This window comes from uncultured Campylobacter sp. (assembly GCF_938031315.1).
Classification (GTDB): Bacteria; Campylobacterota; Campylobacteria; order Campylobacterales; family Campylobacteraceae; genus Campylobacter_B.
On the sequence record NZ_CALHHT010000471.1, the window covers coordinates 1 to 7589 of the forward strand.

8 protein-coding genes and 1 pseudogene are annotated in these 7589 nt (G+C 49.2%); all 9 read left to right on the forward strand.

What is annotated here, in order from left to right; genetic code table 11:
- The coding region (locus Q0236_RS11690; RefSeq protein ID WP_297918219.1) for a c-type cytochrome at positions 1-1260 on the forward strand (1260 nt) is incomplete at its 5' end.
- Between the two features lie 42 nt (positions 1261-1302).
- Complete coding sequence (locus Q0236_RS11695; RefSeq protein ID WP_005870834.1) at positions 1303-2079, forward strand: hypothetical protein; 777 nt, start codon at positions 1303-1305, stop codon at positions 2077-2079.
- On the forward strand, positions 2076-3281 hold the full coding sequence (locus tag Q0236_RS11700) for a nitrous oxide reductase family maturation protein NosD (protein ID WP_297918221.1): 1206 nt from the start codon (positions 2076-2078) through the stop codon (positions 3279-3281). Before Q0236_RS11695 ends, Q0236_RS11700 begins: the two co-directional genes overlap by 4 nt.
- A complete protein-coding gene (locus Q0236_RS11705) occupies positions 3278-4102 on the forward strand; it encodes a 4Fe-4S dicluster domain-containing protein (protein ID WP_297918223.1) in 825 nt (274 codons plus the stop codon). Before Q0236_RS11700 ends, Q0236_RS11705 begins: the two co-directional genes overlap by 4 nt.
- Positions 4103-4217: 115 nt before the next feature.
- A pseudogene (locus Q0236_RS13315) lies at positions 4218-4358 on the forward strand (hypothetical protein); the annotation flags it as partial.
- Between the two features lie 384 nt (positions 4359-4742).
- On the forward strand, positions 4743-5192 hold the full coding sequence (locus Q0236_RS11715) for a cytochrome C (protein WP_297918227.1): 450 nt from the start codon (positions 4743-4745) through the stop codon (positions 5190-5192).
- 3 nt (positions 5193-5195) lie between these two features.
- Positions 5196-6098, forward strand: a complete 903-nt coding sequence (locus tag Q0236_RS11720; protein ID WP_297918229.1) for a NapH/MauN family ferredoxin-type protein — start codon at positions 5196-5198, stop codon at positions 6096-6098.
- Positions 6099-6106: 8 nt separating this feature from the next.
- On the forward strand, positions 6107-6745 hold the full coding sequence (locus Q0236_RS11725; protein WP_297897292.1) for an ABC transporter ATP-binding protein: 639 nt from the start codon (positions 6107-6109) through the stop codon (positions 6743-6745).
- Entirely contained in the window at positions 6729-7445 is a 717-nt protein-coding gene (locus tag Q0236_RS11730; protein ID WP_297918232.1) for a hypothetical protein, read from the forward strand. The genes Q0236_RS11725 and Q0236_RS11730 overlap by 17 nt, the downstream gene beginning before the upstream one ends.
- The last annotated feature ends 144 nt before the right edge of the window (positions 7446-7589 follow it).

A 7589-nucleotide genomic window follows, 5' to 3' on the forward strand; every position in this document is an offset into this window, starting at 1 on the left:
GAGGGTAAATCCTCTAAGCCGGTCGGCAAATACGTAATCGCACTGGATAAGCTTTCGATCGATAGATTTAATCCTATCGGGCCGCTTCATCCGCAAAACCATCAGTTAATCGACATCACAGGACCTAAAATGGAGATGCTTTACGATCTTCCTATCGGTCTAGGCGAGCCACACGATGTAGTTTCTATCGCAGCTAGCAAGCTTCATACGAAACCTACCTATACTATGGGAACAAACTCTCGTACCGGCAAGCAGCACCCTGCTATGACGCTAGCGGGTCAAGAGCGCATCGAGCGCGACGGCAAAAACGTAAAAGTCTATGCTACAGCGATCCGCAGCCATATTAATCCTGAGCACATCGAGGTTAATAAGGACGATAACGTAACGATCTATATGACAAATTTAGAGCGTGCCGAGGATGAAACTCACGGCTTTACGGTTGATGATTACGATTTGCATATGTCACTTGAGCCGGGCAAGACTGCGAGCGTAAATTTCATCGCAGATAAAGAGGGCGTATTTCCTTTCTACTGCACAGAATTCTGCTCTGCGTTGCACCTTGAGATGTTTGGATATCTATATGTAAAAGATCCGAATAAAAAATACACTTCAGCTAAAGCGTCTATGCTAAAAGCTCTTAGCCCTGAGGCTCTAAAAGCCGAATACGACAAGGTAGTAGCTACGAATAAAGCCACCGACGACGTTATTCAATCAGTCGTTAAATTCTTAAAAGAGAAAAACTACGAGAAATATCCTAAGGTCAAGGCTTTAGTCGATGACGCGCTGGATCAATACGGCAAAATTCCTGAAACCAAAGCCAAGGCAGACGCCGCGGTAAAAGCAGGCGATATGAATGGCGCAATACTTTGGGAAGGTCAAGTTTGGCAGTATCTAGTAAAAACCGCAGATGTTGGACTTCGCGCTAAAAATAACCTGATCCGCGAGCTCTCCACTCCTATGAGCGAGGCTGCGTCTAACGGCGAGAAGGCTTACCTACGCGGAGGCTGCAACGGCTGCCACGTCATCGGTCAAGTAAGCTCCGGTCCTGATCTAACAGGCGTCCTACTTCGCCATGAAAACGGCGAGAAATGGGTAGCCGATTTCATCAAAGACCCTGCTAAATTCTACGAAGATGACTACGTTAAGGCAATGATAAATTACTTCAACCTTCGCATGCCAAATCAGCATATGAAAGACGAAGAGATCAAAGATATCATCGAATACCTAAAATGGGTCGATGAGAACGCGGGTCTTAACTAGCCCTACTCTCCCCCGCAAGGGGGAGAATTTAAAGGAGATGAAATGCCAAAATATAAAATTTACGCGATTTTAGCGCTGCTTATTATGACGGTCGCTTTTACCATCCCTACGCTAGGATTTTTCAAAGTCCAAGGCAAAATCGTATCGGGGCAGGTTAGCAGCGTCTCGCAGCTGCCCGCATACTCCGCACCGATATGGAATTTTTATACGAAAGCATCGTATAAAAATCACCTAATTCCTAGTGATGTTAAAAATGATCTAGGCGCGATGCTGGAGCATAAATTTGAAGTGGGGGTCCCTAGCATACCAGTGTGGAAAATTTCACTCGAAGCGCCGAACTATCCAAAAGAGGCTTTCCCCGATGGAATTCCACTTTACGTCCACGTTGACGGCTTTAGCGGCGATGTTGGCGAGATGAATACCCTAAATCACTATATCGGCATGTATCCCGTCTGGCGCGGCGGCACGCTCGAGCACTCGCTATCGCCGTATTATCTCATAATCGCTACGATCGGTATGCTTGCGTTTTTGTACTATGATGGCAAGGGGCAGACTCTGCTTATGATCCTGCCGATCATTGCGCCGCTTATCTTCATCGGCTGCTATGTAGGCTGGCTGTATTGGTTCGGGCACAACCTGCAAGACTGGGGCGCGTTTAAAATAAAGCCTTTTATGCCTACGGCGTTTGGCGACGGTAGCGTGGCGCATTTTACTACCCATTCATATCCGGCTCTTGGCTTTTGGCTAATGCTGGCTTTATCGCTGCTATCGGCGCTAGCTCTACTATCTAAGAAAAAATTTCTACGAGAGCATAGATGAGGCCTTTGCTTCTAGCATTCTCGCTCGCGCTAAGCTTAGGCGCGGGCGAGCTTCAAGACGCGATCGATAGCGCAAAAGCGGGCGATATTATCGAACTAGCCGCGGGCGAGTACCACGGCAATATTTTAATTGATAAGCCGCTTACTATCGACGGACTAGACCGCTCCGCCGTGATCATAGGCGATCGAAACGGAACGGTGATCCGCGTCCGCTCTCCGCATGTTACAATCAAGAATTTAACAATTCAAAACGGAGGCTTCGAACATCTTAGCGAGGATGCAGGGATCAACGTAAGCGACGTAAACAGCGTAATCATAAAAAATAATCTCATCAAAGACGTGCTCTACGGCGTCGTACTAAGCAAGGCAAACGACGTAACGATCGAGGGCAACGAAATTTCAAGCAATACCTACCGCACGAGTTTCAAAGGCGACGGCATCAAGCTTTGGTATTCCAATGCCAATAAAATTTTAAATAACGACGTTCACAACGTCCGCGACACCGTTTTTTACTTCTCAAACGGCAATCTCGTCGCAGGCAATAAAGGCCACAGCTGCCGTTATTCATTGCACTTTATGAACTCCGGGCACAACATCGTGGAGGATAACTACTACGACGGCAACACCGTGGGATTATTTTTTATGTATTCGAGCGACAATATCGCCAGACGCAACGTCGTACGCAACGCAGACGGCGCTTACGGCGTAGGTATCGGTATGAAGGATAGCTCAAATTTTACGATCACCGACAATAAAGTCATCTACAACGCCCGCGGATTTTATCTGGATCAATCCCCCTATCAGCCGGGCTCACTTAACGTTTTTGAAAACAACGATATCGAATACAACAGCATCGGCGTGCAATTCCACGCCACGCAGCTAAAAAGCGTATTTAAAAACAATAAATTTAAAGGCAATATGGAGATCGCGCTAAACGATACGCCCCAATCCAAGCTCTTGCAAAACGAATGGAGTGGCAACTACTTCGACGATTACGACGGATTTGACCGCGACGGCGACGGTTACGGCGACGTTAGCTACAGCTCATACGCCTACGCGGATAGGCTTTGGGCGTATAAACCGAATGTGCGGTTTTTTTACGGCTCCAGCGGGATCGCGCTTTTAAATTTCATTTCCAAGCTCGCTCCGTTTTCAGAGCCTGAGCTACTGCTAAAAGATCCAAAACCTAGGATGAAGCAATGATAAAGAATAGACGCGAAGCGATAAAACTACTTGGCGGAGCGCTTGGGACGCTAGGGACAGCGAGCTTATTTGCGGATGAGAATTCCACAAATTCCGTAAATTTTACGGGCGGCGAAGCGCAGAATTCCGGCGCGTCAAATTCCGTAAATTCTGCGGGGCAAAATTCCGCACCGAATTCCATAAAACAAAATTCCGCAAAAAATTCTAGCGGGGATTCCGCCTCTTTATATCTGCGTCCGCCGGGAGCGCTGGCGGAGCGCGGCTTCCGCAGTAGCTGTATCAAGTGCGGTCAATGCGTGCAGGTCTGCCCCTATCACAGCATCTATCTGCTAGATATTACCCATCTTTTTGACATCGGCACCCCGGTCATCGACGCCAAAGAGCGGGGCTGCTATCTTTGCGGCGCGCTTCCTTGCGTGCTCGCCTGTCCAAGCGGCGCGCTCAGCCACGAGACGAACGAGCCTAAAAAGGTTGCGATGGGTATCGCCGTGATTAAAAATTTAGACGCCTGTTTGGCGTATCGCGGGCAGACTTTAAAATCTAGCGATCTGCGCCTAAAGCCCGCCAAGACCGAGCAGGAGCGCGAGTTAAACTCAGCGCTGGCTGCGAAAGAGGGCAAGCCCTGCGATCTGTGCGCGTCGCTGTGCCCTTACCCGCAGCCGCTTGATGCCATCGCGATGATAGAAGCAGGCGCGCATTTCGCTCCGCAGATCCGCAGCGCTTGCGTCGGCTGCGGCGCGTGCGCAGAGCTCTGCCCGGCGCGTATCATCGAGATAATCCCGCGGGCGGATTACAAATCAATCTATGAAGGAAAACAATGAAAAACTCTATTAAATTCTACCTCTACTCGCTAGCTGCGGCGCTTTTGCTGTGCGGCTGCGGAGATGACGGCGATTCAAGCTCCGCCGCTGCAAATTCCGCAGGGCAGAATTCCGTTTCGCAAGGCTCCGCGGGGCAAAATTCTGTCTCGCAAAATTCCGCGAGTTCAAATTCCGCATCGCAGAAAGCGGATCAAAATTCCACTGCCAAGCCTCGCATCAGCGTCAAAAGCGGCGAAGCGCCCAAGAAGGACGATAAGTTCGTAAGCTACGATTTTTACGGCGAGCGAATGGTAAATTTTAATCTAAACGGCGACGTGAATGAAACGACCAAAAATATCGTGGCATATTCGAGCATTAAAAATCAATACGAAAAGCTAAATTTCGATCTGATGAAAAAGCGCCTTGGGCATGATTTTATCCTGCGCTGTTCAGCGTGCCACGACGACTACGCCAACGGCATCATAGGTCCGTCGCTTCTGGATAAAACCGACGCGCAGATCGTGGATATGATAAAAAAATACAAGTTCAAAGAAAAACCCAATCCTCTTATGGTGCAGCTCGTAAACGGCATGAGCGAGCAGCAGATAGAGACGATGGCGAAAGAAATTTACGAGTTTAATCAACAATTTAAGGAGCAGAAATGAAACCGGGTAAAATTTTAGCTTTAATTCTGGGTGTAGCGCTGATCGCGCTGATGATCTTTATGGCAAGCTCGGGCAGCTCCGGCGTGCCGAAACAGGAGCAGGTTAAGCCGCAGGTACAAACAAAACCAGCGCCGCAGAGCAAAAGCGTCGATCTCATCGACGATAAGGACGTAAAAAATATTAAAATTTTGCAGCAGAGCGTCAAAGAGCGCGACTTTGAGGTAAGCAGCTCATATCTGGTAAGCTGTGCGCCTTGCCACGGCGACGACGGACGCGGTAAGATCGCTCCTCCGATCGGCGGCAAGAGCAAGGATCAAATTTTAGCAAGCCTCAAAGATTATAAGGCGGGCAAGATCAAAAATAGCCTGATGAGCGGGCTTTTAACCAACGTAAGCGACGAGAGCCTAGATAAGCTCGCGGATGAAATTTCAAAATTTAAAGAGTAAGTCTTGGATAAATATAATTCGCGATGCACGATCAAAAATACGAGCTTTTTCTCGACCTTCGCGCTTAGAAATAAAAGCGGCAAACTGCGCCCCAGTATTCGGGCGCTGCGCTACGCCACGGTATTTTTGGTGCATCTGCTTTTCGTGCTTTCCTTTCGCGCCGATATTCAAATTTTAGAAGGCGACATCAGCGGCTCGCGGATACTTGGCTTTCACCTAGCAGATCCCTTTGCCACCCTTGAGGTGATCGCCGCGCACAAGGATCTGCCGATAAATCTGCTTATCGGCTCGGGCACCATTTTGCTGTTTTATTTCATCGCGGGCGGCAAGGCGTTTTGCTCGTGGATCTGTCCTTACGGAGCGCTTAGCGAGATCGGCGAGAAGCTGCATAATATGCTAATTGCCAAGCACGTCATCAAGGAGCGCACCCTGCCTCGCGGTATGCGATATGCGATCTGGGCGGTATTTTTGCTGCTAAGCGCAATTACTGATCTACTTGTTTTTGAAATTTTTAACGTAGTTGGAATTTTATCGCGCTTCATCATCTACGGCTTCTCGCTCGCAGGGCTTTGGATAGTTTTTGTGTTTTTGCTCGAAGTATTTTTTAGCAGACGGGTATGGTGCACGCACCTATGCCCGCTAGGCAGCACCTATTCGCTTGCGGCGAAAGCAAGCCTTAGCAAGATTACTTGGGATAAGAGTAGGTGCGATCACTGCGGCGTTTGCCAAGACGTCTGCTTCGTCTCGCACGTACTGGATATCACTAAAAAAAAGGCATCCGAAAACCTAGGCGATAAGAGCAAATTTATGCTAAAAGGGATCGACTGCACGCTGTGCGGACGCTGTATCGACGTGTGTCACCAAGACGCGCTCGGTATCGGCAATAAGCTAAAAGATATGATCTAAGGAAGTCTATGATAGAGATTAAAAACGTAAGCAAGAAATTCGCAGATCAATTCGTTTTAAAAGATATCAATCTAAATATCGCGGACGGCGAGCAGGTGCTTTTCGTCGGGCAAAACGGCGCGGGCAAAAGCTCGCTGATGCGGACGATTTTAGGCGAATACATACCCACAAGCGGCAGCGTCGCTATCGATGGATTTGATTCATTTAAACAGCGCAGCCGCGCTCTACGCGGTATCAGCTTCGTGCCGCAAACCCCGCCGCCGCTTAAGCTGAGCCTAAATGAGCTCATCTACTTCGCCGAGCGCACGGCGGACGCAAGCAGAGCGGATATAGTAAAATTCTGCGGTGAAATGGAGCTTGATCTGAGTTCAAATTTAAACAAACCCTTTCATAAGCTATCCGGCGGTATGAAGCAGAAATTTTTAATTGCGCTAGCATTCGGCAGAGCTAGCAAGGCGATGATTTTCGACGAACCGACCGCTAATCTCGATCCGAGCGCGCGCGAGCGTTTTAAGACGCTTTTGCACAACCACGCAAAAGATAAGAGCTTGATCTTTATCTCGCATAGGCTCGAGGAAGTGGGAGGACTGGTAAAAAGAATGATTTCAATGGATCTAGGGAGGATCGTAGATGACAAAAATGTTTAAAGCTTTACTTTGCGCACTTGTTGCGCTTACGTTTTTAGGCTGCGGCGACGAGAAAGACTACGGCAACGTCCATTACGACAGAGACGTATGCGAGCACTGCCAGATGGCGATTAGCGACAACCGCTTCAGCGTCGATGTGCGCGTGGACGGCAAAAACCACTACTTTGACGACATCGGCTGCTTGGTGGATTTTATGGTTACCAACGACAAACTAAACTGGCTAAAGGACGCCAAAATTTACATCAATGACGCTAGCGGCAACGGCGAGTTTATCGACGCACGCACGGCGCATTTTTACAAGGGCTTTAAAACCCCTATGTCGTTCGGCTGGGGCGCGTTTAAAAACAAGCAAGAGGGTAAGCAAGACTTCAGCTTCGATCAAGTAGTCGCAGCGCTTAAAGCAGGCGGCGGCTCGCACGGCATGGGAATGGGCGATATGGGTCGCGATGCGCACGGCAATATGGGAAGTATGCACGATCATGGCGATATGGGCGGCATGAAAGACCCTCACTCCGCAGAGCACGGCATGAGCAAGCCGCAACACGATATGAGCGGTATGGGGCATACTCACGGCTCAGATCATGGCATGAGCGGCGATGCGGGCAGCACGGCGCACTCTCAAGGCGCGCCGCACGATATGGGGCAGATGCACGAGGGCAACGGCACTGCGCACGATATGCATTCGGGGCACGCGCATTAAGGATGGGTTCGGGTAAGACGAAATTTTAAGCGGCCCATGTTTTTGCGCTAAATTTAAGGCGTAAAATTTCAGCGTGCCGCCCACACCGTCATAGATGAGGTAAAATTTTACTTCGCGACTTCGGCGCGAGGCATAACCAGGCTT

Coding starts and splice junctions, on each gene's coding strand:
- Q0236_RS11715 (WP_297918227.1), top strand. CDS start 4,743: ATGAAACCGGGTAAAATTTTAGCTTTAATTCTGGGTGTAGCGCTGATC.
- Q0236_RS11700 (WP_297918221.1), top strand. CDS start 2,076: ATGAGGCCTTTGCTTCTAGCATTCTCGCTCGCGCTAAGCTTAGGCGCG.
- Q0236_RS11705 (WP_297918223.1), top strand. CDS start 3,278: ATGATAAAGAATAGACGCGAAGCGATAAAACTACTTGGCGGAGCGCTT.
- Q0236_RS11695 (WP_005870834.1), top strand. CDS start 1,303: ATGCCAAAATATAAAATTTACGCGATTTTAGCGCTGCTTATTATGACG.
- Q0236_RS11730 (WP_297918232.1), top strand. CDS start 6,729: ATGACAAAAATGTTTAAAGCTTTACTTTGCGCACTTGTTGCGCTTACG.
- Q0236_RS11725 (WP_297897292.1), top strand. CDS start 6,107: ATGATAGAGATTAAAAACGTAAGCAAGAAATTCGCAGATCAATTCGTT.